Below are 26,712 nucleotides of genomic sequence, written 5' to 3' on the forward strand. Positions count from 1 at the left end.
TTGCAGGCATAGCTGATGGACACCTTTTTTGATGATTGGCCCTTTATTATCCAAGTCGCTTTAGTCCTATTTTTACTCGCACTATCCGGCTTCTTTTCCATGGCCGAAACCAGCATGCTCTCTTCCAATCGCCATCGCCTGCATGCAATGGCTAATGGCGGGAACGCTGGAGCTGCACTTGCCGAAAGACTATTGAAACGCATTGATTCACTACTTTCAGTGCTCCTAATTTCTAACAACCTCATTAATACAATCTTACCGATCCTAGTTACCGGCATTGCCTTACATATTTTTGGCGATAGCGGGCTGGTGCTGTCGATTGCCACTTTAGTCGTTGCACTACTCATCATTATTTTTAGCGAGATCACCCCGAAGGTTATTGGCGCAGCTTTTCCTGAAAAAATTGCCAGTAATGTTGGCTGGTTCATTCTTCCTCTTACCTTCATTCTCAAGCCGCTACTTTGGTTGATTAACAGCTTTGTTTCGGGCTTAATGAAAGTCTCTGGACTGCAAGCCTCAACCGATAACAGAGTGATGAGCAAAGAGGAATTGCGTAGCTTAGTTCTGGAATCCAACCGATTTGTTTCCGCCCATCATCGCAATATCTTGCTCAATCTTTTCAATCTCGAAAATATTTTGGTAGACGATGTAATGACACCCCGTTCCAAAATCGAAGTGCTGGATCTCTCAAGACCCATTCATGAGGTGGTTGAGCAATTAGAAACTTGTTACCACAACAAGCTGCCAGTATGCGATGGCGACTCTGAGCGCATTATTGGCATTTTGTCTGTTAAAAAAGCACTCTCTTTACTAGGTAATGCAGAGCTTCATCACGAGGACTTTAGGTCCTTATTAAATGAGCCCTATTTCATTCCGAGTGGAACACCCGTTCTACAGCAGATGCAATTTTTCCAAGATAACCAACAACGTTTAAGCCTGGTTGTGAATGAGTATGGTGAAGTGCTTGGCCTGGTGACCTTTGAAGATATTGTTGAGGAACTAATTGGGGAGTTCACTACCTCATTCTCGAATCTTTCTAATAATCCTCATTGGCTTGCTGATGGCACTTACCTTGCCAGCGGCACCGCCTCCTTACGAGACTTAAATCGCCTGCTGAAGTTGGATCTTCCGCTCGACGGTCCGCGCACCTTGAATGGTCTTATTTTAGAAAAGCTCGAAGCAATTCCTGATTACGATGTCAGCATGCGAATTGCTGGTGTTGTTATGGAAATTGTTCAGTTTGATGAGCATGGCGTAAAAACAGTGAAGCTATACCGACCTCTCACTCAAGCAAATCAAGATTGAGCGAGCTGTTACATGACTCTCACATTATTCGGACCTGGCATGAGATCGCTGTTAATGCATTAAATACTCGGTCTACGGATATTCATATTGAGGCAAGATCTCAAGAAACAATAGTACGCACAAGGATAGATGGGCGACTTACATTACAAAGCCAATATCCCATTGATCTGCATGAACGATTAATCACGCGCATCAAAATATTGGCTCGTCTCGATATTGCAGAAAAACGTTTACCCCAAGATGGGCGTCTTGCTATTGGCCATGACTTTAGCCATCCCAATATTGATTGTCGGGTATCGATTCTTCCTACTTTGCATGGTGAAAAAGCAGTTATCCGTATTTTGCCAAGCCGCCTCGAAGAGCTAGCTTTAGATCAGCTTGGTCTGTTACCAGACCAATTAAAAATAATCAAAGAGGCTATTAGCCAAACTAATGGCTTGATTCTGGTAACGGGACCGACTGGCAGCGGCAAGACACGGACCTTGTATAGCTGCTTGAGCGCACTAAACCAAGTGCAACGCAATATTTGTTCAGTCGAAGATCCCATTGAAATCCGACTTCCTGGAATCAATCAAGTGGCTTATCACCCAAAGGCGGGGTTGGACTTTCCAGCCATTATTCGCGCCCTTCTTCGCCAAGATCCGGATGTCATCATGATTGGCGAAATACGCGATTGCGCAAGCGCACAGCTTGCTATCCAGGCTGCACAAACCGGGCACTTAGTACTAAGCACCCTTCACACACGCAATGCCATTGGCGCCTTAAGTCGACTTAAAAGCCTAGGTATAGATCAAGAGTCTATTGAATCCTGTCTTCGTTGCGTCAGCTCTCAAAGGTTAATTCGAAAGCGCTGTCAATATTGCCACCCAGTTTTAAGTAAAAAACTTTGCGAGCATTGCAAAGGAGCTGGCTACTTTGGTCGCATTGGCGTTCATGAAGTTTTGGGGGGTAAACAGTTGTTTGAGTCAGCTCAAGTACTAAATATCCAATCAGCGGGTATGCAATTACTGAAGTCCGGCTTCATAGATCAGATATCACTAGATTCTGAGCTTGGCACTTGGCATTAGCCTAAATGCTTATAAAGAGAAAACTTAGCAAGTCTGAGCAACTGCATTTTGCACAACAGATGCTCGCTCTCCTTCAGGCTGGACTTCCCTTGCTCAACGCTATTCAGCTATTAATCCAGTCCGCACCAATATCCTGGAAAATTTGGCTGGAAGATATTCGTAATCAGCTTCAAAAGGGCAATAGCTTTTCTTTTTGCCTCAGCGCACAAGGCGGAAAATTTTCCCCAGAGTTTTCTAACCTCATCAGAGTGAGCGAGAGAACAGGTGACCTCAGCTTAGCGCTGAAGACAATCTCACAGCAGCTGGAGGCTCAGATTGAGCTACGAAGAAAAGTGCAGCAATCACTAACCTATCCCGCAATCACTTTAGTCACCTCTTTTCTACTCGTGCTGGTAATGATGGTTTGGGTTGTACCTGTATTCAAAGAGGTCTTTGGACACTTTAACGCGGAACTTCCGGCGCCAACTAGAATCCTCATCTCCATTTCCACCGGTGTCCAAAGCTACTATCTAGAAATAGCACTTGGCATGCTCGTGATAGCCGCAAGCTTTGTATACACCTGGCTCAAATCTAGCGCACTCCAAAAATACTGTGATGCCCTCTTGTTACGCATTCCGTTTTTTGGCAATCTATTTAGGCTAGCAACACTGAGTCATTGGTGTCGAACTTTAGGCCATCTTCTTGAGACTGGCTTACCTCTCCCAGATGCGCTGAGGGTAACTGCGCAATCATCCAATCACTGGGTGAGTCACGACTTTAGCGCGGAGATATTTAAATACCTCACTCGTGGTTGGCCATTGGGTGAATCACTCAAGCGAGCAGATCCTAAGTCAAGAATTCTTGATGTGGAAACATTGTTACTACTGCATATTGGCGCCGAAAGTGGTGCATTGGCTGAAATGTTAAATAAGCGCGCTACTACGCTAGGCTCGCAGTTATGCGGTCAACTTAATGCACTCAGCCAAAATTTGGAGCCCGCACTAATTCTCTTTGTTGGCGCCATTATTGGTAGCTTAGTCATAATCCTATATCTACCCATCTTTAATTTAGGACAAATCGTTTAGTGGATCCCAAAACAAGTATCTGGATTATTAAATCTCTGCTGATACTAGCTTTGGTTTATTTAGCCTATATTGATTGGCGCACCCTCCGACTTCCGAATGCCATTACATTTCCCTTGATTATTTTCGGTATTACTTTTAATTGGATCTCGGACCTGCGCTTAGCCGATCCAAGCTCAGCACTTCTTGGGGCGCTCCTAGGATATGTATCACTGTGGGCATTAAATGCCGGCTATCGCCTTCTACAAAACCGAAATGGCATTGGCATGGGTGATGCCAAGCTCTTGGCAGCGCTGGGCGCCTGGTTGGGGTGGAGCTCTTTACCCAGCATTCTCTTGATAGCCTCGGCTACAGGAATAGCGGGTGGAATTATCTGGCTTAAATGGCGAGGCCATCAACTGCAACAGGCCTTTCCTTTTGGCCCCTTTTTGGTGATTGCTGGCATTATTGAATTGTTATGGCCTCAACTCATTCCAACCTTGATTCTGCCAAAGCTGGTTTAAAAGCCTTAAAGGGAGAAATTCCTTTAATTGGCTTAACTGGCGGCATTGGATCTGGCAAAACTGCAGTCAGCGACCTGCTGGATAAGCTTGGAGCTGGGATTATTGACACAGACCTGATCTCTCATCAGATCACCGGCCCCGGTGGAAAAGCCATCCCATTGATTGCAAAGGCATTTGGTGCTAACTTTATTGATCCCCAAGGCGCTCTTATTCGCCCCAAAATGCGGACCCTAGTCTTCGAAGATCCCAACGCCCGCAAAGTTCTGGAGCAAATCACCCATCCCCTAATTCAAGAAGAAACCGCCAAGCAAGCATTTGAATTGGCCAAGTCTGGCGTGCCTTATCTTGTTTTTGTGGTCCCCCTGCTCATTGAATCTGGCTCTTGGGTAAAATTAATTGACTATCTTGTAGTGGTGGACTGCTCAGAGGAAACCCAAATCCAAAGGGTGATGCACCGCAACAATATGACCCGCTCAGACGTGGAAAATGTTCTGAAAGCGCAAACTAGCCGCGATGCCCGTCTAGCAGCCGCTAACGCTGTTATTGAAAATCAGGGCAGCATGGATGAGCTCAAATTAGAGGTCCTAAACCTGCACGAAAAATTACTCAAAATTTTAGAAGAACCATTAAGTTCGTCATAGAATATAGGCTTGTGATTGTCTACGAATACCCCTTTAATGAATTAGTTCGAAGCATGCTTCGACTGGAGTACTTGTTCGCCCGCTTTAATCACTTCCTTCGGTCTGATGACCCCGAACTTCACCACAATGCGATTGCGATGTTGTTTGACTTGGGTGACGTTGGTTCTCGAGGCGACATCAAGTCTCTATTACTCAAAGAATTTGAGCGCCAAAAATATGCTTTGAACGGCCTAAAGTCTTCCCAGAAAGTAGATCAAGAAGCGCTGATACAGACGCTCGCTGAAATTGATAAAGCAGCGCTGAATATTAATCAGTCTATGGGCAAGCCAAACGCTGCGATTACTGAGAGTGAATGGCTCAATGCCATTCGTACGCGACTGAATATTCCTGGCGGAACTAGTCCGATTGATTTGCCGAGCTACCATGCTTGGAAAAACACTCCCTCGACTCAACGCAGAGAATTATTAGAAAAATACGTTGCACCACTTTTGCCATGGCATGAGGCTTGCCAAATTTTCTTGAGATTGTTGCGTCAGTCTGGTGAAGCAAAAGATGTTGTTGCGCATCAAGGCTCTTATCAACAAGCACCATCTGGTAAGGTCTATCAATTAATGCGCATTACTGTAGAAGATGACTCCCTCTTCTCGGAAATTAGTGCCAATAAATATTTACTGTCGATTCGTTTTTTAACGGCAGATGGCGATAAAAAACCTCAAGTCATGAATGAGAATGTGCCGTTTAGACTCACCCTCTGCCAACTCTAAGCCTTTAGTAGCTTCAGTTTTTCCAGCATGGGCCATGCAGCTGGCAATAAAGGCTCTACTGTTGGAAGCGTATTACTGAGCAGCTGCCAAGATAGCGCTTGACCCTCACACCCCTTAGGTATTCCAGTCCATTTTCGAATAATGCTCACATGCAATCGGACGTAAGCATGTGGATAGTCATGCTCTAAAATAACCAACTCTTCACTAGACTCAATATCAATTCCAAGCTCCTCTTGCAATTCGCGTTTCAGCGCCATGAAAACCGATTCACCGGCTTCAATTTTTCCGCCAGGTACTTCCCAGTAGCCTGCATAAGGCTTGCCTTCTGGACGCTGACCTAGAAGATAACGCCCCTCAGCATCCAATAGGATTCCGGCGGCAACTTCCGTAACAGGTCGACTAGAGTTACTCATGAGTCGTCAATGATTAAGCAGTATGCGAACCAGCCCAGTGCTTAGCAAACTGCCAGGCTACACGACCAGAACGTGAGCCACGCTCTAAGGCCCAAACCAATGCTTCAGCTCTGGCACCCTCAATCTGCGCATCACTTAAACCAAAATGACGCAACCAATGGGCAACAATTTCTAGATACTCATCTTGCTTTGGCGGGTAGAAAGAAAGCCATAAACCGAAACGCTCTGAGAGGGAAATTTTTTCCTCAACCACTTCTCCCGGATGAATTTCTCCATCATCACCGTGGACATAACTCTCGTTATCTTTCATATATTCAGGCAAGAGATGGCGTCGATTGGAAGTAGCGTAAATCAAGATATTGTCGACTTGAGCAGATACAGAGCCGTCCAATGCAGACTTCATCGCTTTATAGCCAGACTCACCATCCTCAAATGAGAGGTCATCACAAAAAACAATAAAGCGCTCCGGACGGTCGGCTAATAAATCTGTAATGTCAGCCAAGTCGGCCAAATGCTCTTTTTCGACCTCAACTAAACGCAAGCCCTGACCAGCAAACTCATGCAAACTCGCTTTAATGAGTGATGACTTTCCTGTGCCACGTGCGCCAGTTAATAAAATATTATTAGCAGGCTTTTTCTGGATGAAGTTTTTTGTATTGTCACGAATAGCATCGCGTTGACGATCAATATTCTTTAGATCTTCAAAAGTAATATCTGCAACATGTTTGACTGGTTGTAAAAAACCAATACTTCCAAAGATGCTATCGCGACGACGCCATCTAAAAGCAGTCGAGAATTGCCACTGCTCCTCAGTTAGCTGCTTTGGTAAAAAAGTTTCAAGATGGCTTAAGAGCTGCTCTAATTTTTCATTCATGTAACGAGTTCCTATGAGCGGTAATCAGCATTAATGGAAACGTAGTCATGCGATAAATCGCAAGTCCACATCGTCTGCTGCGCTGATCCCCGGCCCAAATCAATCTTGACAGTAATTTCTGGAGCCTGCATCACTCTTTGACCATCAGCCTCTTGGTAATCAGGGTTGCGGCCACCATTCTTAGCAACCCACACGTCCCCAAGCCACATTTGCACTTGATTAACATCAAGATCGGTAATGCCAGCATAGCCAATCGCAGCTAGGATGCGGCCTAAGTTGGGGTCGCTAGCAAAGAAAGCAGTTTTTACTAAAGGCGAATGGGCGATTGCCTCTGCAACCAAGCGGCACTCCTCCTCAGTCTTGCCGCCTTGAACATCAATCGTAATAAATTTTGTTGCCCCCTCACCGTCCCGCACAATCATTTGCGCAAGCTTGCGCGCGAGATCAATTAATGCGGTCCGAATGAGGCCATAACTAGTATCACTAGTAGATTGAATCTGCAACGCTGACTGACCAGTCGCCATAATGATGAATGAATCGTTTGTCGAGGTATCGCCATCAATCGTAATAGCGTTAAATGACTGGTCAGCAATTTCTTGAGTTAATGTAGAGAGCAAGCCCGGTGCAAAACCAGCATCGGTTGCAATGAATCCCAACATGGTCGCCATATTCGGATGAATCATGCCTGCGCCCTTACAAATACCCGTAATGGTCACGGGGCCGGCTGGAGTCCCTACCGTCATGGACGTCGCTTTAGGCTGCGTATCCGTAGTCATGATGGCTTCTGCAGCATCGAACCAATGATCCTCGCCTAAGTTAGCTACGGCTTTCGGCAAAGCAGAAATCAATTTATCAATTGGCAGCGGCTCTAGAATCACGCCAGTTGAAAAAGGCAGAATTTGTTCTGGATTGAGCTTGAGCTCCTTAGCTAACTCAGCACAGGTTGCCAAGGCATCTTGCATGCCTCGCTTACCAGTCCCTGCATTGGCATTACCAGTATTAACTACCAAAGCACGAATCTCACCCTTAGCACCATCCAAAGCCAAATGCTCGCGGCAAACCTGAACCGGCGCAGCGCAGAAGCGATTTAAAGTAAAAACACCGGCAACTTGTGATCCAGGAACCAAAGTCATCACCAATAAATCTTTGCGATCAGCTTTTTTAATTCCAGCTTCGGCGATGCCCATCTGAAAACCTTTAACAGGCTGTAGTTGGTCTTTTTGGGGGAGTGGTAAGTTAACTGTCATGATCTGGCAATTGTAGATGAGGCTTATCGAGTAGGCTGAGGGATTACTCCCTCAGCCTACTCGATCTATGACCCGTCCTAAAATAAGTTGACACTTTTTCTAATCAGAAGGGAAGTGTCAGATGGGTATTGGGATTAAGCGAACACAAACAGATTACACCATGGCCTTTAAGTTGGCTCTGGTAGCACAGGTCGAACATGGGGAGATGACCTATCGGGAGGCTCAGGACCGCTATGGTATCCAAGGTAGATCCACCGTTTTAAAGTGGCTCCATAAGCATGGCCAACTCGATTGGCGTAAGCTCACACCGTCAGATATAAAACGCGGGGGTGCGATGAACAAAAATCCACTGCCTCAGAGCCCAGACCAGCGAATTAAAGAGCTGGAGATGAAGTTCAAAGAGGCAAACTTAAAAGCCCAACTCTTTGGGGCGATGCTCGACATCATTAAAAATGAATATGGGGTAACTCTGCCAAAAAAGCCTTTAAGCGCGCCCTCAAGGAAAAAGAGGTTATTGGAGTAAGCATCACTCAGGCGTGCCGCTTTGTCGGAATTAGTCGTCAAGCGTATTACAAGCGAGAGTCTAGAGAGTCATGCTTAGCCCAGCAAGCAGAGTCCGTGAAGGTGCTCGTGCGTAAAGAGCGAATGGATCAGCCAAGGATTGGCACGCGCAAGTTACATTCGATCCTTCATAAGCCCTTAGCCAATCAGGGTATTAAGCTTGGTCGTGACGCTTTGTTTACCGTGCTTCGTCAGGCCCAGCTCTTGGTGCCACGGGCTCGGGCTTATCACAAGACCACCAACAGTCATCATCGGTTCCGTAAACACCCCAACTTGTTCAATGGAGTAGCCAAAGTGGTGCCGAAAAGACCAGAGGAGGTTTGGGTGGCTGATATCACGTATTTGCAACACAGCAGAAGGTGGCGTACTTAAGCTTAGTGACAGATGCCTACTCTAGGAAGATTGTGGGATACCACGTCCATCCGACTTTACAAACCGAGGAAGTGGCACAAGCTTTGAAGATGGCTCTCAAAGCCCGTAAAACAGACTTGCCATTAATCCATCACTCAGACCGAGGGCTGCAATATTGTGCTAATTATTATCAGAACTTGCACCGGAAACATGGCCTCACCTGCTCAATGACGGATGGCTACGACTGTTATCAAAATGCGCTTGCAGAGCGGGTGAATGGCATATTGAAAACAGAATTTTTGTTAAATAAGCCGTATGACCTAAAGCAGGCTAAACAAATGGTGAAAGAGTCGATCCGTCTCTACAACCAAAAGAGGCCGCATCTAAGCTTAGAATACAAAACGCCTGATGCGGTGCACCAGGCGTTTTAGGATCATAAAATAGATTTTTAACTGTCAACCTATATTAGGACGAGTCACAGTTAATAATCCCCCCGCGCTAACCAGCAAGCAAAAACGAAAATTAGGCTAGCGTTACCTTAGCAAATTTACGTTTGCCTACTTGCACTACATAAGTACCAGCCTCGACCTTTACTTGTTTGTCAGCAACTGTTGCGCCATCAATCTTCACGCCGTTCTGCTCAATATTGCGCATGGCTTCCGATGTTGATGGGGCAAGGCCTACAGCCTTCAGAAGACTAGCAATGCCCATGGGGGCGCCAGAGAGAGTTACTTCAGGGATGTCATCTGGGATTCCACCTCTGGCGCGATGATTAAAGTCTTCTAACCCTTTTTCTGCAGCAGCTTGCGAATGAAAGCGTGCAACGATTTCTTGTGCGAGCAGCACTTTGCAATCTTTAGGATTTCTGCCAGCAGCAACTTCTTGCTTCATTAAATCAATTTCAGCGATAGGGCGGAACGACAGCAATGTGAAGTAATCCCACATCAATTCATCAGAGATACTCAAGAGTTTGCCAAACATTTCGCCAGCGGGCTCGCTGATGCCAATGTAATTCCCTTTGGACTTACTCATCTTATCTACGCCATCCAAACCAACGAGGAGAGGCATAGTCAAAATACATTGTGGCTCTTGGCCATACTCACGTTGGAGTTCGCGCCCAACTAAGAGATTAAATTTCTGATCAGTACCGCCGAGCTCTAAGTCACTCTTCAAGGCAACAGAATCGTAGCCCTGCATCAATGGATATAAAAACTCATGCACAGAGATCGGTACGCCACTACGGTAGCGCTTGGTAAAGTCATCGCGCTCTAACATTTGCGCAACGGTATATCGCGCCGCCAACTGAATCATGCCGCGTGCACCTAGAGGGTCGCACCACTCGCTGTTGTAACGGACTTCCGTTTTAGCAGGATCAAGCACCATGCTAGCTTGACGATAGTAGGTCTGTGCATTGACAGCGATTTCTTCAGCAGTCAGTGGGGGACGTGTTGCATTGCGTCCTGAAGGATCACCAATCATGCTGGTGAAGTCACCAATCAAGAAAATGACAGTGTGACCCAAATCTTGCAACTGACGTAACTTGTTCAAAACAACCGTATGGCCCAAATGAATATCAGGCGCCGTTGGATCTAAACCCAACTTAATACGCAAAGGCGTACCAGTAGCTTGACTCTTAGCTAGCTTTTGAATCCAATCCGTCTCGACCAATAACTCGTCACAACCCCTCTTAGTGACTTCAAGGGCTGCAAAAACTTCAGGAGTTAGTGGGTATTTTTGTTCTGGTTTAGCCGTCATGCGAAATTGGGTAACTGATTCGGTTAAATTAGTATTTGGATTGCTAAAGCATAATTGTCGCATTCCTGAGAATAAAGTCCTGATACCGCATGAATAAACCTCAATCCCTCTATATTGGCCTGATGTCTGGCACCAGCCTAGACGGGATAGATGCCGTGCTCGCAAAGATTGAAGCTTCCGGGGAGTCATGCCTTTTGGACTCCGTAAGCGCCCCCTTTGGTCCGGAGTTACGCAAAGCCCTTGTTGACCTACAAAGTCCTGGGCCAAACGAGATTCATCGGGAAAACCAGACCGGTAACGCCTTAGCCGTAGCTTATGCGGATGCAGTAAAACAATTGCTTACTCAGGCCAAGCTTTCTCCAGCAGATATCAGTGCGATTGGTGCCCATGGTCAGACTATTCGTCACCAAGCCGATCTTGCCCATCATCTGGCCTATACACACCAAACCCTCAACCCAGCGCTTCTGGCTGAATTAACTGGGATTGATGTCATTGCTGACTTTAGAAGTCGTGACTTAGCGGCTGGTGGTCATGGCGCACCTCTAGTCCCAGCCTTTCATGCGCAACAATTTGCTACAGATAAAAATATTGCTGTGCTCAACCTTGGTGGGATTGCCAACCTGACGCTATTACCTAAAGATGGTGAAGTGAAGGGCTTTGATTGCGGCCCTGGCAATATGTTGATGGACGCTTGGATTGCAGATCAGCAAGGTCATGCCTTTGATGAGAACGGTACTTGGGCATCACAAGGCAAAGTCAATCAAGCACTGTTATCAAGAATGCTGACAGATTCATTTTTTTCAAAAGCTCCGCCCAAAAGCACGGGGCGTGATGACTTTCATCTGGAGTGGTTGCATAAGCAAATTGGCTCAGACAACATTAATGCAGAAGATGTGCAAGCCACACTACTGCAATTAACTGCGGACTCATCATTGCAAGCCCTAGAGGGCTATGCCCCGCAAACCCAGACGCTAGTTGTCTGTGGTGGAGGTGCGCGCAATATTGCCTTATTGGATTTATTTAATGCCAGAGCTGAAGACTTATTTAAAAACTCACTGGAGATTGTGACCAGTGATGCGCTTGGCATTGATCCACAACTCGTAGAAGGCCTCGCATTCGCATGGCTTGCCTGGGCCCACAAAGAAAAACGGCCAGCAAATTTGCCAGCCGTTACGGGAGCGAAGGGTCCTAGAATTCTAGGTGCTTGCTATCCTGCGTAATTAAATTAACCTCTCTCTTTAAGCAGAGAAAGAAGATCCGCAACCACAAGTAGTTTGGGCATTTGGATTTTTGATTACGAACTGTGAACCATTAATATCTTCTTTGTAATCAATCTCAGCGCCAACTAAATATTGGAAGCTCATTGAATCTACCAATAAAGTTACGCCATTCTTTTCAAAGAGTGTGTCATCTTCATTAACAGCATCATCAAATGTGAAGCCATACTGAAATCCTGAGCAACCACCGCCTTGAACAAACACGCGCAGTTTTAATTCAGGATTGCCTTCTTCAGCAATCAAGTCAGCCACTTTTGCAGCAGCGCTATCCGTAAACACCAATGGGGTTGGTGGTTCAGCTAAATCTCGTGCAGGTTGCACAGTTTCTTGCGTAGCTAATTGGGTCATGATTTACTCCTAATTCAAAAGGCAATGACTTATTTTAGGCTTTTAATTCCAAGTGTGCTGAAGGGTCTTTCCAGCACGCCTGATTATGGTGAAACAGCAATCTGCGTTAATCCAGTGGTCTCAGGCAAGCCAAACATCAGGTTCATACACTGAACGCCCTGGCCTGAGGCACCCTTCACCAAGTTATCCTCAACTACCAAAATGACTAAAGTATCGCCGTCACCGGGACGATGAATGGCGATCCGTAAGCCATTACTACCCCGTACAGAGCGTGTTTCTGGGTGACTACCAGCAGGCATCACATCTACAAAAGGCTCACCATTATAGAAATCCTCATACAGCTTTTGGAAATCCACCTTCATGCCAGCCTCAGTCAAGCGGACATACAAGGTTGAATGAATCCCTCTAATCATTGGCGTCAAATGCGGCACAAATGTTAGACCAATCTGATCATGACCAGCGATTGCCTTTAAGCCCTGAACGATTTCAGGAAGATGACGATGGCCTTTGACGCCGTAAGCCTTGAAGTTATCACTAGACTCTGACAACAAGGTTCCAATCTCCGCCTTACGTCCAGCACCAGATGTGCCTGACTTTGAGTCAGAAATAATATGCGTGCCATCAATCAGTTGCTTGCCACCTGTAGACTTTAGCGAAAGCAATGGAGCAAGCCCAAGCTGCACAGAAGTTGGGTAACAGCCAGCTAAACCAACTACACGGGCTTTTTTAATTTCTTCACGATTGATTTCTGCCAAACCATAAACTGCTTCAGCCAAAATTTCTGGGCAGCCATGCTCCATGCCATACCACTTAGCAAATTCTTTGACATCCTTCAGGCGGAAGTCAGCAGCGAGATCCAAGATCTTCACATTATTAGCAAGCAACTCTTTGGCTTGCGCCATTGCTACGCCATGGGGTGTTGCAAAGAACACCACGTCGCATTCATTTAATTTGGCTTCATCTGGTGTCGTGAATTTGAGATCAATGCGGCCACGTAAAGAGGGAAACATCTCAGCTACAGGCATGCCAGCCTCTGTACGAGAAGTAATTGCCTGAATTTTGACTTCGGGGTGTTGCGCCAATAAACGCAGTAATTCCACTCCGGTATATCCAGTGCCGCCTACGATGCCAACTTTAATCATGCCATTCTCCAAAATACCGACTGATGAATTTTATTTCTTTAATACCTAGATTGTAGAAACAAAAAGGGCCGCTTGCGCGACCCTTTCGATAAAACTAAAGCGACTGAAAGAAATTAGCGCTTGCTGAACTGCTTACGACGACGCGCGCCATGCAGACCAACTTTTTTACGCTCAACTTCACGAGCATCGCGAGTTACCAAACCTGCTTTAGACAGGGCTGGCTTCAAAGTGATGTCGTAGTCCATCAATGCACGAGTTACACCGTGACGAACTGCACCAGCTTGGCCAGTTTCACCGCCACCACTAACGTTTACTTTGATATCAAAGGTTGTTAGGTGAGCCGTGAGAGCCAAAGGCTGACGAGCGATCATGCGTGATGTTTCGCGAGCAAAGTAAGCATCGATAGGTTTACCGTTAACGATAATCTCACCTTTGCCAGATTTAATGAATACACGTGCTACAGAGCTCTTGCGACGTCCTGTGCCGTAATTCCAATTTCCGTAATTAATAGCCATTTGGTTTCCTTAAATCTCTAACGCTTTTGGCTGTTGAGCCGCATGCGGATGACTGGCGTCGCCGTAGACTTTTAATTTCTTAATCATGGCATAACCTAGTGGGCCTTTTGGCAACATACCTTTCACAGCCTTCTCCAAAGCGCGACCTGGGAAACGATCTTGCATCTTGTCGAAGTTAGTCGAGCTAATACCACCTGGGTATCCGCTGTGACGGTAATAAATTTTGTTCAAGCCTTTTGTGCCTGTGACACGAAGCTTAGAAGAGTTGATGACAACAATGAAGTCGCCGGTATCAACGTGTGGGGTGTATTCAGGCTTGTGCTTGCCGCGTAGACGGTGTGCCACTTCACTGGCGACACGACCGAGGACTTTGTCCGTAGCGTCAATCACGAACCATTCATGCACTACCTCATGGGATTTTGCAGAAAAAGTTTTCATGATTTCTCAAATTGTTATAGTCAAAAAAAATTACTCCAATCAAATTACGTCCACCTTGGCCCTGCTTATGTTTGCAAGCTCGCAGATTCTGTAATTCACTTGGTACAACAATTACCGCTGACTGGTTCGGTAATTCAGTAAAGCCTTGAATTGTAACCCAAAAAAACCCAGGAACGAGTCCTGGGTTGGAATCCACCTATGTTTAAGTGGAGGAGACACTGGGAGGTAAGTCGCAGTCTTGTATAAGACTGACTACCAATATGGTTATTCTACACAAGATATATGGTGCAACGCAAGAAAATTGACCAAAATCAATTTTTTGATGCTTTTTTGCAAAATTGAACCAGCAACTGAAGTTCGCCATTATTGGTAAACTATTGATATTATTGATTAATTTTTGAATTTAGGGGTCACTAGCATGGAATGTCGAGTAACTTGGTTGGGTAATGGCGGAATGGCCTTTTCAGCAGAAACCGGTAGCGGTCACCAAGTCACTATGGATGGTCCGCCTGAATCTGGGGGTAAAAATAGCGCCCCAAGGCCTATGGAGCTGATTTTGGCAGGAACAGGCGGCTGCTCTGCCTTTGATGTGGTTCTCATCCTACAACGCGCTCGTCAAGAGATTAGCGCCTGCGATGTCCAATTAACAGCCGAGCGCGCAGAGACTGAACCCAAGATATTTACAAAAATTAACCTGCATTTCACGGTTAAAGGTAAAAACCTAGATTTAGCCAAGGTTGAACGTGCAGTGAAGCTATCCCATGAAAAATACTGCTCAGCTACAACCATGCTCGCTAAAACAGCAGAAATCACGTATTCGATTGAAATCCAGAACGATGAATAAGCATCTGGAAGGTGCAGAGTCAATCGATAAGCCGGATTCTGTCGCCTAGATTTGCATCTAGGGGCAATCATTCCTCTAGGCCGGCAGTTACCTGACGGCTCAAGCTCCCTACCCGCAGACTCAGCGGGAAGCCTCATCGCCTGCTTACTTGGGATTGCTCCAGGTGGAGGTTACCGCGTTTCACCGTAACTAAATACGCTCGTCTCTGTGGCCCTATTCCTCACGTCACCGTGGATGGCCGTTAGCCATCACCCTTCCCTATGGAGTCCGGACTTTCCTCCCCCTCAATAAAGAGGCGGCGATTGCCCAATTGACTCTGCGCCTGCAGTCTAACGCAGTCGCAGAAATTTAACCTAAAAAATAAATTGTGAGGAGATGGGGCGGCTTAAGCCAAAGTCCAGGCGATAGTCTCGCCAGCACGTAGCGGCACTATGGTGGAGTCACCCAAAGGAAGTTCTGCTGGAATATTTTGCGCCTGCTTCACCAAAGTAATTTTCTTGGTATTGCGGGGTAATGAATAAAAGTCAGAGCCAAAGAAACTAGCGAAGCCCTCAAGCTTATCCAGCTTACCAACACCCTCAAATGCCTCAGCATATAAACCCAAGGCATTAAAAGCGCTGTAACAACCAGCACAACCACAAGCGGCTTCTTTAGCGCCCTTGGCGTGTGGCGCACTATCAGTGCCCAAGAAAAATCTGGGGCTGCCACTCGTTGCGGCTTCAAGCAAGGCAATGCGGTGCTCTTCACGCTTGAGTACTGGCAAGCAATAATTGTGTGGACGAATGCCGCCAGCAAAAATTGCATTGCGATTCATTAATAAATGTTGTGGCGTGATGGTGGCAGCTAAGCTATTTTTTCCATCAGTTTGCGCATCACGGACATAGTGTGCAGCCTGCTTGGTGGTGATGTGTTCAAACACGATCTTGAGCTCCGGAAAATCTTTGCGCAAAGGCTCGAGCACTTGATCAATAAATACTGCCTCGCGATCAAAGATATCAATCTCAGCGCTAGTCACCTCACCGTGCACCAACAAAGGCATACCAACAGCCTGCATCGCTTCAAGTGCAGCATAGCAACGCTTGATATCACTAACGCCCGCATCACTATTGGTTGTGGCTCCAGCGGGGTATAACTTAAATCCAACAATGCCAGCAGCTTTTGCCTTGCGCACTTCATCCGCCGAAGTGTTATCAGTGAGATACAAGGTCATTAATGGAGTAAAGTTCGTCACACCCAATGATTGAAGACTTGCTTCAATTCGACCACGATAGGCATTTGCTAAATCAACCGTAGTCACCGGTGGCTTTAAGTTCGGCATGATGATGGCACGCGCAAACTGGCGCGCAGTATCCGCCAAAACATCTTTCATGACTTCGCCATCACGAATATGTAAATGCCAATCATCAGGCTGAGTCAATTGAATTTGGGTTGAGGTATTGGTCATAATTATTTATCTAGCAAGATGATGCGGAAATCATTCACATTTGTTAGTGTAGGGCCAGTTTCCACCAAAGCATCTAATTGCGCAAAAAAACCATAGCAATCGTGCTGATCCAGATACTGTGAAGGGATCAAGTCTTGCTTATTAGCAGCCTGGCAAATCTCAGGGGTAAACCACGCACCGGCATTCTTCTCACTGCCATCGATACCATCAGTATCAGCAGCTAGAGCAGAAATATTAGGCATATCCGGGGAGGCTGCAAAAAGTGAGAGTAAATATTCGCTACAGCGACCACCGCGACCTTTTATTCCATTGGGAATAGTCACCGTGCACTCGCCACCCGAGATAAGGGCGATTGGCGCATTAGTCTTGGCAAGCAAATGCTGACGTGCCAAGCTAGCTTGCTCTATGCCCACATCCTGCGCCTCACCAGTAATAGTGTCACCCAAAATCACTGGCTCATAACCTTGTATTCGGACATACTCAGCAGCAGCCTCAAGACTCTTATAAGCAGTGGCAATCACATGGTTACTTACTGAAGTATTTTTTAGGTCAGCCTCTTTTAAGGTCTCCGGCACTTCACCAGCAACACCGCGCTGCAAGTGAGATAAAACAGATTCCGGAATCGAGTCTGAATCCAAGTGATGTTTAGTCAAAATATTGAGAGCATCTTGATAGGTCGAATAATCTGGAGCACACGGTCCGCTTGCAATATCTGCAGGCGCATCTCCCGTAACATCAGAAATCAGCAAAGCCTCGACTCGAGCGCCTCGCGCAATCGCCAGTCTTGCTAAATTGCCACCTTGAATCGCTGACAAGTGTTTACGAACGACGTTCATTTCTTCAATAGGTGCACCAGAACGTAATAACGCTTCCGTTGTTTTGCGCATATCTTCAATGCTGATACCGGCTTGAGGCAAGGTGAGCAAACTAGACCCGCCGCCAGAGATTAAGGCAATCAGAATATCGCCTTGATTCAACTCGCTTACTAGGCGGTAGATTTCTTTAGCGCCATCCATGCCAGCCTGATCGGGTACAGGGTGACCTGCTTCAATAATTTGGATATGGCTAGTTGGAGAGTGGTGCCCGTATCTGGTTAACACTACGCCCTCAAGAATTGCATTGGGCCAATGATTCTTCGCATGAGACTCTAGGGCCGTTGCCATAGATGCACTTGCCTTACCTGCACCAACTACCAAACATCTTCCCTTGGGCTCCGAACCTGGAGCGAAGATCTGCCCAAGATATTCGGGGACGATTTTCTTGGGGTCAGCAACTGCTAAGGCTGCTGCAAAGGCATTTTTGAGAATAGTTTCTTGCTGGCGCATGCAGATATTCTAATCAAGCGCAGTGCGCTCTTGCATTTGCCACATCTCAGCATATCGACGATTGGCAGCCAAAAGCTCAGCATGCGTTCCACGCTCCACAATCTGGCCATGATCCATTACCAGTATTTGATCAGCATGAACAATCGTAGAGAGTCTGTGGGCAATGATCAAAGTCGTACGATTTTTAGCCAAACCAAGCAACTCTTCCTGAAATGCTCTCTCCGTCTTGGAATCTAAGGCCGATGTTGCCTCATCAAAAATAAGCATCGCCGGCTTTTTAAGTAAAGTGCGGGCAATCGCAACACGCTGCTTCTCACCACCAGACAACTTCAGGCCACGCTCACCTACTTGAGTGTCATAACCATCAGGAAGATGCTTAATAAAACGATCTATCTGCGCAGCTCTGGCAGCCTCATGAACCTCTTCAATCGACGCATTGGGATTGCCATAGGCGATGTTGTAACCAATAGTGTCATTAAATAAAACGGTATCTTGCGGAACGATACCAATCGCTTTGCGCAAGCTAGATTGAGTAACATCCACAATATTTTGATCATCGATCAGGATCTTGCCGGACTGAGCGTCATAAAAACGAAACAGTAAGCGAGCCAGAGTACTCTTACCCGCACCGCTCTGACCTACAACGGCAGTAATGGTTCCCGCTGGAATATTAAAACTCACATCCTTCAGAATTTCACGCTTGGCATCGTAATGAAAAGAGACATTCTCAAAACGAACATCCGGGCCACGGCCTTGATTATTAATATGCAAAGCCTGCGCATTAGGTACATCTGCAATCTCTTTCTCTGTATTAAGAAGGGAGAACATACGATCCATATCAGTCAAAGCCTGCTTGATCTCGCGATAGATCACCCCTAAGAAATTCAATGGAATGTACAACTGAATCATCAAGGTGTTAACCAAGACTAAATCACCCAAGGTCATAGACCCGTCAATCACACCCTGCGTTGCTCGCCACAAAATGAGGACTAATCCAATGGCAATAATTGCTTGCTGTCCAAGATTGAGTACGGCTAAGGATTTTTGGGACTTCACAGCAGCTGTTTGGTAGCGGATGAGATTTTGGTCATAACGGCTGGCCTCAAAGGCTTCGTTACCAAAATACTTCACGGTCTCAAAATTCAATAATGAATCAATTGCCTTCTGATTCGCTTTGGAATCCATGTCATTCATAGTGCGACGGAAATGCGTACGCCACTCAGTAACAACTACCGTAAAGGCAATATAGAGCACCAATGCAACCAAGGTGATAACAGCAAACCAAATATCGTACGCGTAAGCTAAGTAGCCCAGCACCAAGCAAAACTCAATCAAGGTCGGTAGGATGCTGTAAAGCGAATAAGAAATCAGCGACTGAATACCGCGAGTACCCCGCTCAATATCTCGACTGACTCCACCGGTCTGACGAGCTAGATGAAAACTCAGTGCCAAGGAATGCAAATGCTCAAAGACTTGAAGAGCTACTTTTCGAACTGCATTTTGAGTAACGCGAGCAAAGAGGGATTCACGTAGCTCGGTAAATAAAGATGCAGAAACCCTCAAGAGACCATAGGCCAAAATCAATCCTGCTGGTACTACCAATAAAGCTTGGGGAGAGCCCGCTTTAATATTGAGCTCATCAATCAATTGCTTCATCAAAATCGGAATACCAAGGTTGGTAACCTTAGCCGCCACTAAACAAGTCAGTGCAATTGCAACCCTAAACTTGTATTCCAATAAGTAGGGAAGTAAATCACGGATGACTTTCCAGTCGTTTCCCGATGATGGCTTTTGATTTCCTGCTGAGTGGTGATGCCCTGATGAATGTCTCATCGCTCTATCTTAGTCACTTCCACTCTAGCGCGCAGAGAATAGCTGCAAAATTGCTTCGCCATTACTTCGCGAAAAACATTTACTAGCAGCATCTGTAGAAGCTAGCCACTGATAAGCTACATGTTCTCTAGGGGCCAATTGAACTTGAGTGTCATCTGGCACTAACAATGAAAACCAATGCTCAGTGTTTCTAGTAACCCCAGGGGCGTAGCGGTGACGCCACTGCGGGTAGATCTCATACTCGATCTGATGATGCATATCTTGCAAGGAGCCTACCGGAAGAGCATCAACATCAATTCCCGTCTCTTCAAGCACTTCGCGTGCAGCAGCAATCCGGAGATCCTCATCGAGGGAATCGATACTGCCAGTCACAGATTGCCAGAAATTGGCTTTATCGGCCCGCTCTATTAGCAAGACCTCCCCATTCGATTTGTAAATAACTACTAAAACCGAAATGGGGATTTTCAAGATACCTTAAGACTTTCTTGCTTAAGCAGCCGGAGTAGCTTGACGCAAACGAATATGCAATTCTTTTAACTGACGCTCATCCACTGGGCTAGGAGCCTGTGTCAATAAGCACTGGGCACGTTGCGTTTTAGGGAAGGCGATCACATCACGAATAGACTCAGCACCAGTCATCATAGTGACGATACGATCCAGACCAAACGCAATACCACCATGTGGAGGCGCGCCATATTGCAAGGCATCTAACAAGAATCCAAACTTAGCCTGCGCTTCTTCAGCACCAATCTTCAAGGCACGGAATACCTGACTTTGAACTACCTCTTGGTGAATACGGACTGATCCGCCACCAATCTCACTGCCGTTCAGAACCATGTCATAGGCTTTAGCCAAGCACTTACCTGGATTTGATTCGAGGTACTGCATGTGCTCATCTTTAGGACTTGTGAATGGATGGTGACATGCAACCCAGCGGGCATTGTCGTCATCATATTCAAACATTGGGAAATCAACCACCCACAATGGTTTCCAACCTTCAGTAGACAGTCCATGCTCTTTACCCCAAGCAGAGTGACCAATCTTCAAACGCAAGCCACCGATAGCGTCATTGACTACTTTTTCTTTATCAGCACCGAAGAAAATAATGTCGCCATCTTTAGCGCCAGTGCGCTTCAAGATGCCTTCAATAGCAGCATCATGCAAGTTCTTCACGATTGGTGATTGCAAACCATTTCGACCTTCAGCAACAGAGTTCACCTTGATCCACGCCAAGCCTTTGGCGCCATAGATTGCTACAAATTGAGTGTAGTCATCAATTTCACTACGGCTAATTTCAGCGCCGCCAGGTACGCACAAACCAACTACGCGACCACCCTCTTGGTTTGCTGCGCCAGAGAAGACCTTGAAATCCACATCTTTCATCAAGTCAGTCAATTCTGTGAATTCAAAATTCACACGCAGATCTGGCTTATCTGAACCGAAGCGCGCCATACCTTCTGAATAAGGCATCGTTGGGAATGGATTAGGCAACTCCACATTCATAGTGGTTTTGAAAATATGACGAATCATGTTTTCAAATAGCTCACGGATTTCTAATTCATCCAAGAAGGCTGTTTCACAGTCGATCTGAGTAAATTCAGGCTGACGATCAGCACGCAAATCTTCGTCACGGAAACATTTTGTAATTTGGTAGTAACGATCAAATCCAGCCACCATCAATAATTGTTTAAATAACTGAGGAGACTGTGGCAGTGCAAAGAACTGGCCATCATGGACACGTGAAGGAACTAAATAATCGCGCGCACCTTCAGGAGTGCTCTTTGTCAACATCGGTGTTTCAATATCAATGAAACCAGCAGCATCTAAGTAGCGACGGCATTCCATGGCAACGTTGTAACGCAAACGCAAATTCTTCTGCATTTGCGGGCGACGCAAATCAAGTACACGATGGGTTAAACGAGTTGTCTCAGATAAATTCTCATCTTCCAATTGGAATGGAGGAGTAATAGACGCATTAAGAATGACCAAGCTATGGCAAAGCACTTCAATCTTTCCACTCACTAAATCATTATTCTCAGTGCCAGCAGGACGCGCACGTACCAAGCCTTTGATCTGAATACAAAACTCATTACGAACCTGCTCAGCCAATGCAAACATCTCTGGGCGATCTGGATCGCAGACTACCTGAACAAAACCTTGGTGATCACGTAGATCAATAAAGATCACGCCGCCATGGTCACGGCGACGATTCACCCAACCAGAGAGAATAATTTCTTGACCAATGAGTGATTCAGTTACCTGACCGCAGGTATGGCTTCGCATCGACATAACAATTTCCTATAAATCAAAGATGATGGCTTGACCCAATTGCGGTCAAACCAGATGAACTGGTGGGGGGAACGGATCCCATTGAAACAATATGTTTGAGCGCCTCTTCGACGCTCATCTCTAATTCAATGGTGTGCGCACGTGGGACGATCATAAAAAAACCAGAGGTTGGATTTGGCGTAGTTGGCAGAAATACGTTGACGTAATCCTCGCCCAACTTTGCGGCAACTTCTTTTGCTGGCATGCCAGTCTGGAACGCAATCGCCCAAGAATCTGCATGCGGATAACGAATTAATAATGCTTTACTAAAAGCTTGGCCACTGCCAGAAAATAACGTAGAAGAAACTTGTTGAACGCTGGAATAAATGGATCTAACGATCGGAATACGGTTCATAAACCGATTCCACACCTTCATCCACCACTGCCCCGCAAAGCTGATGGCGAGCAATCCAGTAATCATGATGACTGAAACAACAATCAAAATACCAACGCCCGGCAACTCACGGAAATGCTGCAAATCAGCGGCAAACTGACTAGGGAATACGGCAATAATGGCATGCATTACAGAGCCAAAAACACCGTCGAGCAGGCCTAGACCCCATGCAATCACCCAGATGGTGATTGACATCGGTGCCCACACCAAAATGCCTGCAATAAAGTATTTTTTCATTTGCCTATGCTTACGCCTTGCCTAACCTGGCATTTTAGCGGTTTAAGCGACGGCTGGGGACAGTCTAGTAAAGACCAAGACCGATTATCAGAATCCCAGCCAAAAAGCCGCCCGCAAACAGCAAAGCACCTACCAAGAGGCGATGAGTACGTCTTTCCTGCATTAAAAGGCCTTTTAAGACCTCTAATTCAGTGTTTTGATCTTTTCGAGGGATTCGCGCTTGCCCCAAACTTTCGGCAATCAGGCGTGGCAAGGTTGGCAAAATTTGGGCCCAACTAGGCGCCTCGGCCTTAATGCCATCCACCAAAGCCCTCCAACCCAACTGCTGACTGACCCATTTTTCCAAAATTGGCTTGGCAGTCTTCCAAAGGTCCATATCTGGATCAAGCTGGCGAGCAAGACCTTCAACATTGAGCAAAGTCTTCTGGAGCAAAGTGAGCTGCGGCTGAATTTCTACCTTGAAGCGGCGGGAGGTCTGGAATAAACGCATCAGCACGATCCCTAGGGAGATTTCCTTTAAAGGGCGATCAAAGTAAGGTTCGCAAACGGAGCGTATTGCACCTTCAAGCTCTTCAACGCGTGTATTAGCAGGAACCCAGCCAGACTCAATATGTAATTCAGCAACACGGCGGTAATCGCGATTAAAGAAGGCTAAGAAATTTAATGCCAGATAACTCTTGTCAGACTGACTCAGTGCGCCAACAATCCCGAAATCTAGAGAAATAAATCGACCAAATGTTTCTGGCTCAAGACTGATCATGATGTTGCCAGGATGCATGTCCGCATGAAAGAAACCATGCTCAAATACTTGCGTGAAAAATATTTCTACGCCATCAGCGGCAAGTTTTTTGAAGTCAACACTAGCAGCGCGCAACTCTGCTGTTCGTCCAATCGAGATGCCATCCATCTTTTCCATCACGATGACATTGGTATGACATAAATCCCAATACATCTCTGGAATCATTAACTTTTTAGAGTCAACAAAATAGCGACGTAATTGACTTGCATTTGCCGCCTCACGCATGAGATCTAATTCATCATGCAAATAGGTATCAAACTCTGCAACATTCTCGCGTGGCTTTAGACGACGACCATCGTCAGAAAGCCTTTCAATGATTTTTGCTAAGTCATAGAGCAAAGCAAGATCGCCATCAATGATTGGCAGAATACCTGGGCGAAGAACCTTAACGGCTACCGCACGACCTTCCCACTCCGGATGCTTCTCGGTACCGCGTAGTAAGCCAAAGTGTACTTGGGCTACAGAGGCGCTAGCTACGGGGGTTGCATCAAAACTAATAAATACTTCTTCGATGGATTGCCCCATCGCCTGCTCAATCAAGCGACAAGATTCAGCATTAGAAAACGGTGGGACTTGATCTTGCAACTTTGCCAATTCATTAGAAATATCTTCCGGCAATAAATCACGTCGAGTAGAGAGCACCTGCCCAAACTTCACGAAGATTGGACCTAGCGCTTCTAAAGTCAAACGAATGCGCTCACCTCTTGGAAGAGACTGACCCGGCGAAGTCCAGCAAAGAATAGTTAATAAGCCACGACGAATACCTGGCTTCAGAATATCGCGTAGCAATGGCAATAAGCCATAACGCCATGCAGTGAAGAAAATGAAAGAAAGGCGAGCTAAACGACGCACAATGAATTAACCTTTTCGCTCTAAAAGTTGGATGCGCTTTTCTACTCGATCAACCGCATCACGCAATGCGTTTAACTCATTCTTGCGAATCATAAAATCTCGTTTATTCAAAAGTACTTTTCTTTCTTCGCTGACGTACTCCACTACATTTTCAAGTAGATCAGTCGCAGCGGACTTCCCGGCAGAAATGAATTTCTTACCTTGACGAACAGCAAAGTTAGCGGGAGCATCTCCAATGAAATGCGCTAGATCCTCCTCATACTCCCACCGAATTTGGCCTGCTAAGCGACCCAATAGTTGGGCTAAGTCAGCATCACCAGTAATCTTGACTGACTTCATTGCCTGTTCTCGTAAATTACCAGGTCCACCGGCCAGAGCGCTCAGCGCTTCAGGAGAGACTTCTAATTCAAGAGAGGCGCCATCAATATTCGTTAAAGGGGCTAGAAAACCCTCGGGCGTCAATTCAATACAGAGCTTACCAATTGGCAGACTCAACAAAATCACTTTGCCAGCATGCCGCGCTAACTCTGCCATAGCCCATGGCTCAGCCTTCAGGACATGATTGATCCCTCGGCAAGCGGCAGAAGCTGCGATATGGTGGGTAGCGGGAGATGCGGTGGTCATAAGTGTAAAAAACCCGCACAAGTGCGGGCTTTCAATGGAAAGTACCTCAAGCTTAAACCAACTGAGAAATACCCGCTAGTACCCAGCCTCCAGGGCCGTTTACTGGCTTACTTAAATTCCAAATTTCAGAAAAATTATTCGCCTGTGCGCCGACTTGCTCACGAATCATGCCTGTGAACTGCACGCTACAGTAATAGGTATTGTCGGTTGTCTCAATTCCGATGAGCTGTGCATTGAGCGTCACGACATCGGTTTGATTGGCGCTATCAGCACGACCCGCTAGGTCCTGCTCAATTGTGGCGAACATCTCTGGGGTGGTGTACTCACGCAAGGCAGCAAGATCGCCCTGATCCCATGCCTTTTGCAAGCCTGAAAAATATTGCTTCGCATTATCTAAAAATGCGTATTCATCAAATCCTGGAGGCAAGGTGGATTGGAATGGTGCTGGCTCGGCGGCAACACTACCAAATGCATTTGCAGCGGGAGTAAATGCAGGCTCTTGCCTAGGGGCTTGATCCATATTTGCGCGCTGCATCCCCTGAGAGGTAACTTGGGGACTCTTGTTTGCGCCAGATAAGGCGGGCAACATTCTTCTCATCACAAACATGATGGCAAAGCCTGCTAGAACAGCAATTAACAATCCAGTAATCAATGAAGATGCAGCCTCACCCATACCAAAATGAGACAAGAGATATCCAATGCCAAGGCCTGCGGCAAGACCGCCCAGGATTCCACCCATACCGCCAAAGCGGCTTGGTGCTGGCGCCTGAGGGGTTGCAGCTGGTGCCGCTGGTTGAGCTTGTTGAGCTGGTTTTTGCACAGGAGCTGCTTGCTTTTGCATTGGTGCACTTGGCGCCTTACCAATACTTCTTCCGCCACCTAAACGGGCAGCATCAGCATGACCAACGGTAGCCAATATTAAGCTGACGCTTAATAGAACTGCCTTGAAAAAATGCTTATTCATATTTTTATCCCCTATAAAACTACTTTAATTCTTGACTGCTAAAAACTACAAATTCACTAGTATTTAATACCAATATGCAGCGCAACGATACCCCCAGTCATTCTATGGGTATCAACTTCATCAAAACCGACCCCCAGCATGATGTCTTTAAGGGCTTCAGCATCCGGATGCATGCGAATGGATTCAGCTAAATAACGATAGCTCTCAGAATCCTGGGCAATTTTTTCACCCAACCAAGGCAATACCTTGAACGAATAAGTGTCGTAAACCGGCTGCAAAAAAGCATCTGGCTTAGAAAACTCGAGCACCAATACACGGCCACCCGGCTTAATTACGCGCAACATCTCTTTTAAAGCAACATCTTTATGAGTCATATTGCGTAAACCAAAGGCTACAGTCACCACATCAAAGTGAGCAGTTGGAAAAGGGATTTTCTCTGCGTCAAACTGAACGCAAGGCAAAACCAAACCTTTGTCTATTAGACGATCGCGACCAACACCCAACATAGAAGCATTAATGTCGCTTAACCACACTTGCGCTTCTGGGTTATGACCCCAGCCTGCCGCACGCGCAAAGGCAGCGGCCAAGTCACCAGTGCCACCTGCAATGTCCAATATCTTTTGACCGGGACGCACTTGAGCACGAGCAATCGTGACCTTCTTCCACAAGCGATGAAGGCCAAATGACATCAAGTCATTCATAACATCGTATTTGCTAGCTACAGAATGAAATACCTCTGCGACCTTACCCGCTTTTTCAGCTTCATCGACGCTTTGGTATCCAAAGTGGGTCTTACTCATATTCTT

Annotated in this window: 26 protein-coding genes, 1 other RNA gene and 1 pseudogene; 9 read left to right on the plus strand and 19 right to left on the minus strand. The window is 46.3% G+C overall.

What is annotated here, in order from left to right; all coding sequences use genetic code 11:
• The first annotated feature begins 15 nt into the window (after nucleotides 1–15).
• Genes ACIQZ3_RS01775 through zapD form a run of 6 tightly spaced genes read left to right on the plus strand, consistent with a single transcriptional unit; the run spans nucleotide 16 to nucleotide 5,341 of the window.
• Nucleotides 16–1,305, plus strand: coding sequence for an HlyC/CorC family transporter (locus ACIQZ3_RS01775; protein WP_397389868.1), 1,290 nt, complete (start codon nucleotides 16–18; stop codon nucleotides 1,303–1,305).
• Nucleotides 1,302–2,372, plus strand: a complete 1,071-nt coding sequence (locus ACIQZ3_RS01780) for a GspE/PulE family protein (RefSeq protein WP_397389869.1) — start codon at nucleotides 1,302–1,304, stop codon at nucleotides 2,370–2,372. The genes ACIQZ3_RS01775 and ACIQZ3_RS01780 overlap by 4 nt, the downstream gene beginning before the upstream one ends.
• Nucleotides 2,373–2,431: 59 nt before the next feature.
• Entirely contained in the window at nucleotides 2,432–3,436 is a 1,005-nt protein-coding gene (locus ACIQZ3_RS01785) for a type II secretion system F family protein (RefSeq protein ID WP_397389870.1), read from the plus strand.
• Nucleotides 3,436–3,936: a prepilin peptidase gene (locus ACIQZ3_RS01790; RefSeq protein ID WP_397389871.1), complete on the plus strand. Its 501-nt coding sequence runs from the start codon at nucleotides 3,436–3,438 to the stop codon at nucleotides 3,934–3,936. Before ACIQZ3_RS01785 ends, ACIQZ3_RS01790 begins: the two co-directional genes overlap by 1 nt.
• Nucleotides 3,891–4,577: a dephospho-CoA kinase gene (gene coaE / locus ACIQZ3_RS01795; RefSeq protein WP_397389872.1), complete on the plus strand. Its 687-nt coding sequence runs from the start codon at nucleotides 3,891–3,893 to the stop codon at nucleotides 4,575–4,577. The genes ACIQZ3_RS01790 and coaE overlap by 46 nt, the downstream gene beginning before the upstream one ends.
• A gap of 11 nt (nucleotides 4,578–4,588) precedes the next feature.
• Nucleotides 4,589–5,341, plus strand: coding sequence for a cell division protein ZapD (gene zapD, locus ACIQZ3_RS01800; RefSeq protein WP_397389873.1), 753 nt, complete (start codon nucleotides 4,589–4,591; stop codon nucleotides 5,339–5,341).
• Here the strand turns inward: zapD and ACIQZ3_RS01805 are convergent.
• Genes ACIQZ3_RS01805 through argJ form a run of 3 tightly spaced genes read right to left on the minus strand, consistent with a single transcriptional unit; the run spans nucleotide 5,338 to nucleotide 7,875 of the window.
• Nucleotides 5,338–5,754: an NUDIX domain-containing protein gene (locus ACIQZ3_RS01805; protein WP_397389874.1), complete on the minus strand. Its 417-nt coding sequence runs from the start codon at nucleotides 5,752–5,754 to the stop codon at nucleotides 5,338–5,340. The two genes, zapD and ACIQZ3_RS01805, sit on opposite strands and share 4 nt — an antisense overlap.
• A 13-nt stretch (nucleotides 5,755–5,767) precedes the next feature.
• Entirely contained in the window at nucleotides 5,768–6,628 is an 861-nt protein-coding gene (locus tag ACIQZ3_RS01810; RefSeq protein ID WP_397389875.1) for an ATP-binding protein, read from the minus strand.
• 11 nt (nucleotides 6,629–6,639) lie between these two features.
• The gene (gene argJ, locus ACIQZ3_RS01815; protein ID WP_397389876.1) at nucleotides 6,640–7,875 is read right to left on the minus strand and encodes a bifunctional glutamate N-acetyltransferase/amino-acid acetyltransferase ArgJ; all 1,236 of its coding nucleotides are present in this window, start codon (nucleotides 7,873–7,875) and stop codon (nucleotides 6,640–6,642) included.
• A gap of 121 nt (nucleotides 7,876–7,996) precedes the next feature.
• Here argJ and ACIQZ3_RS01820 point away from each other — a divergent pair.
• Nucleotides 7,997–9,218 (plus strand): annotated as a pseudogene (locus ACIQZ3_RS01820) (IS3 family transposase).
• A gap of 91 nt (nucleotides 9,219–9,309) precedes the next feature.
• Here the strand turns inward: ACIQZ3_RS01820 and tyrS are convergent.
• Nucleotides 9,310–10,542 carry a tyrosine--tRNA ligase gene (tyrS, locus tag ACIQZ3_RS01825; RefSeq protein WP_397389877.1) on the minus strand — a complete coding sequence of 411 codons (1,233 nt, stop codon included), beginning with the start codon at nucleotides 10,540–10,542 and terminating at the stop codon, nucleotides 9,310–9,312.
• An 89-nt stretch (nucleotides 10,543–10,631) separates the two neighbouring features.
• On the opposite strand from tyrS, the gene ACIQZ3_RS01830 reads away from it, so the two are divergent.
• Nucleotides 10,632–11,762: an anhydro-N-acetylmuramic acid kinase gene (locus ACIQZ3_RS01830; RefSeq protein ID WP_397389878.1), complete on the plus strand. Its 1,131-nt coding sequence runs from the start codon at nucleotides 10,632–10,634 to the stop codon at nucleotides 11,760–11,762.
• Nucleotides 11,763–11,780: 18 nt separating this feature from the next.
• Here ACIQZ3_RS01830 and erpA read toward each other — a convergent pair whose 3' ends face one another.
• The 4 genes from erpA to rplM form a co-directional block, all read right to left on the minus strand.
• The gene (gene erpA / locus ACIQZ3_RS01835) at nucleotides 11,781–12,167 is read right to left on the minus strand and encodes an iron-sulfur cluster insertion protein ErpA (RefSeq protein ID WP_397389879.1); all 387 of its coding nucleotides are present in this window, start codon (nucleotides 12,165–12,167) and stop codon (nucleotides 11,781–11,783) included.
• Between the two features lie 83 nt (nucleotides 12,168–12,250).
• Nucleotides 12,251–13,309 (minus strand): N-acetyl-gamma-glutamyl-phosphate reductase, encoded by a 1,059-nt coding sequence (argC, locus tag ACIQZ3_RS01840; protein ID WP_397389880.1) that lies wholly within the window; start codon nucleotides 13,307–13,309, stop codon nucleotides 12,251–12,253.
• A 113-nt stretch (nucleotides 13,310–13,422) separates the two neighbouring features.
• The gene (rpsI, locus tag ACIQZ3_RS01845; protein WP_173961023.1) at nucleotides 13,423–13,824 is read right to left on the minus strand and encodes a 30S ribosomal protein S9; all 402 of its coding nucleotides are present in this window, start codon (nucleotides 13,822–13,824) and stop codon (nucleotides 13,423–13,425) included.
• 9 nt (nucleotides 13,825–13,833) lie between these two features.
• Complete coding sequence (gene rplM / locus ACIQZ3_RS01850) at nucleotides 13,834–14,262, minus strand: 50S ribosomal protein L13 (protein WP_216174225.1); 429 nt, start codon at nucleotides 14,260–14,262, stop codon at nucleotides 13,834–13,836.
• 418 nt (nucleotides 14,263–14,680) lie between these two features.
• On the opposite strand from rplM, the gene ACIQZ3_RS01855 reads away from it, so the two are divergent.
• On the plus strand, nucleotides 14,681–15,106 hold the full coding sequence (locus tag ACIQZ3_RS01855; protein WP_397389881.1) for an OsmC family protein: 426 nt from the start codon (nucleotides 14,681–14,683) through the stop codon (nucleotides 15,104–15,106).
• Between the two features lie 11 nt (nucleotides 15,107–15,117).
• Here ACIQZ3_RS01855 and rnpB read toward each other — a convergent pair.
• The 11 genes from rnpB to ubiE form a co-directional block, all read right to left on the minus strand.
• Nucleotides 15,118–15,424: RNase P RNA component class A (gene rnpB / locus ACIQZ3_RS01860), an RNA gene on the minus strand.
• Between the two features lie 67 nt (nucleotides 15,425–15,491).
• Nucleotides 15,492–16,550, minus strand: a complete 1,059-nt coding sequence (gene pyrC / locus ACIQZ3_RS01865; RefSeq protein ID WP_397389882.1) for a dihydroorotase — start codon at nucleotides 16,548–16,550, stop codon at nucleotides 15,492–15,494.
• Between the two features lie 2 nt (nucleotides 16,551–16,552).
• Entirely contained in the window at nucleotides 16,553–17,875 is a 1,323-nt protein-coding gene (locus tag ACIQZ3_RS01870; RefSeq protein WP_397389883.1) for a glycerate kinase, read from the minus strand.
• Between the two features lie 9 nt (nucleotides 17,876–17,884).
• Nucleotides 17,885–19,708 (minus strand): ABCB family ABC transporter ATP-binding protein/permease, encoded by a 1,824-nt coding sequence (locus tag ACIQZ3_RS01875; protein WP_397389884.1) that lies wholly within the window; start codon nucleotides 19,706–19,708, stop codon nucleotides 17,885–17,887.
• Nucleotides 19,709–19,732: 24 nt separating this feature from the next.
• On the minus strand, nucleotides 19,733–20,176 hold the full coding sequence (gene nudB, locus ACIQZ3_RS01880) for a dihydroneopterin triphosphate diphosphatase (RefSeq protein WP_397389885.1): 444 nt from the start codon (nucleotides 20,174–20,176) through the stop codon (nucleotides 19,733–19,735).
• A 21-nt stretch (nucleotides 20,177–20,197) separates the two neighbouring features.
• The gene (gene aspS, locus ACIQZ3_RS01885; protein WP_397389886.1) at nucleotides 20,198–21,997 is read right to left on the minus strand and encodes an aspartate--tRNA ligase; all 1,800 of its coding nucleotides are present in this window, start codon (nucleotides 21,995–21,997) and stop codon (nucleotides 20,198–20,200) included.
• Between the two features lie 16 nt (nucleotides 21,998–22,013).
• Nucleotides 22,014–22,667, minus strand: coding sequence for a DUF502 domain-containing protein (locus tag ACIQZ3_RS01890; protein ID WP_397389887.1), 654 nt, complete (start codon nucleotides 22,665–22,667; stop codon nucleotides 22,014–22,016).
• A 64-nt stretch (nucleotides 22,668–22,731) separates the two neighbouring features.
• Nucleotides 22,732–24,318, minus strand: coding sequence for a ubiquinone biosynthesis regulatory protein kinase UbiB (ubiB, locus tag ACIQZ3_RS01895; protein WP_397389888.1), 1,587 nt, complete (start codon nucleotides 24,316–24,318; stop codon nucleotides 22,732–22,734).
• Between the two features lie 6 nt (nucleotides 24,319–24,324).
• Nucleotides 24,325–24,942, minus strand: coding sequence for an SCP2 domain-containing protein (locus tag ACIQZ3_RS01900; RefSeq protein WP_397389889.1), 618 nt, complete (start codon nucleotides 24,940–24,942; stop codon nucleotides 24,325–24,327).
• Between the two features lie 52 nt (nucleotides 24,943–24,994).
• Entirely contained in the window at nucleotides 24,995–25,906 is a 912-nt protein-coding gene (locus ACIQZ3_RS01905) for a Tim44 domain-containing protein (RefSeq protein ID WP_397389890.1), read from the minus strand.
• 56 nt (nucleotides 25,907–25,962) lie between these two features.
• A complete protein-coding gene (gene ubiE, locus ACIQZ3_RS01910) occupies nucleotides 25,963–26,706 on the minus strand; it encodes a bifunctional demethylmenaquinone methyltransferase/2-methoxy-6-polyprenyl-1,4-benzoquinol methylase UbiE (RefSeq protein WP_397389891.1) in 744 nt (247 codons plus the stop codon).
• Between the last annotated feature and the right edge of the window lie 6 nt (nucleotides 26,707–26,712).

The sequence above is a fragment of the Polynucleobacter sp. genome, assembly GCF_044342855.1.
GTDB lineage: Bacteria > Pseudomonadota > Gammaproteobacteria > Burkholderiales > Burkholderiaceae > Polynucleobacter.